This is a genomic window from Terrabacter sp. AAH1 (genome assembly GCF_054456855.1).
Genome location: NZ_JBTJJV010000035.1, coordinates 1 through 1,222, shown reverse-complemented (window position 1 = coordinate 1,222; position 1,222 = coordinate 1). Strand labels below are relative to the sequence as shown.

The window sequence follows — 1,222 nt, the reverse complement described above, 5'->3', positions numbered from 1 at the left end:
CTACCCACAGCTCATCCCCTCAGTTTTCAACCTAAGTGGGTTCGGTCCTCCACGCAGTCTTACCTGCGCTTCAACCTGGCCATGGGTAGATCACTCCGCTTCGGGTCTAGACCCAGCGACTATGGGCGCCCTGTTCGGACTCGCTTTCGCTACGGCTTCCCCACACGGGTTAACCTCGCCACTGAGCACTAACTCGCAGGCTCATTCTTCAAAAGGCACGCTGTCACCCCACACGCCCAACGGCGGGAGGCTCCAACGGATTGTAGGCACACGGTTTCAGGATCTATTTCACTCCCCTCCCGGGGTACTTTTCACCTTTCCCTCACGGTACTTGTCCGCTATCGGTCACCAGGGAATATTTAGGCTTAGCAGGTGGTCCTGCCAGATTCACACGGGATTTCTCGGGCCCCGTGCTACTTGGGAAACACCACCGGGAGTCCACACCATTTCGTCTACGGGGGTCGCACCCTCTATGCCGAGCCATTCAATGCTCTTCGACTATGACGCAGATTTCTCACTCCCTACAGAGGTGTCAGCCCCTGTTGGCGGGTCCCACGACCCCGAACGTGCAACGCCTGACAGCTATCACACACGCCCGGTTTAGCCTCATCCGCTTTCGCTCGCCACTACTCACGGAATCACTGTTGTTTTCTCTTCCTGTGGGTACTGAGATGTTTCACTTCCCCACGTTCCCTCCACACACCCTATATATTCAGGTGCGGGTGACTGGACTTGCCTCCAGCCGGGTTTCCCCATTCGGAAATCCTCGGATCACAGTCTGGTTATCGACTACCCGAGGCTTATCGCAGATTCCTACGTCCTTCTTCGGTTCCTGGTGCCAAGGCATCCACCGTGTGCCCTTAAAAACTTGGCCACAAAGATGCTCGCGTCCACTGTGAAGTTCTCAAAATACAACCGGCACCCCACACCCACCACAGCATCAGCTGCGATCTCGGCAGGGCCCACGACCAGAAGAAACCAGCCGGCCCGCGCTCACCAGGAGCACGGCTCGTCCGATCCTTCAGGACCCAACAACGTGTCAAGCACCCACCCGAACCCCCGCCGCGTTCCACTCCCTCCCACCCTTACGGGCGATCAACGGGTTGTACTTGCGAGCAGCAGCTCGACCAGGCGCCAAAATCGATGTTCCACCCTTGAGCACCCGCTGCCCCACACTCGGGGACAGACCGGGCTGCCATAAATGACTGCTCCTTAGAAAGGA

The 1,222-nt window shown here is 57.9% G+C and carries 1 rRNA gene; it reads right to left on the bottom strand.

From position 1 onward, the window contains the following. Positions 1 to 874, bottom strand: a 23S ribosomal RNA gene (locus tag ACXR8F_RS21515); the annotation flags it as partial. Between the last annotated feature and the right edge of the window lie 348 nt (positions 875 to 1,222).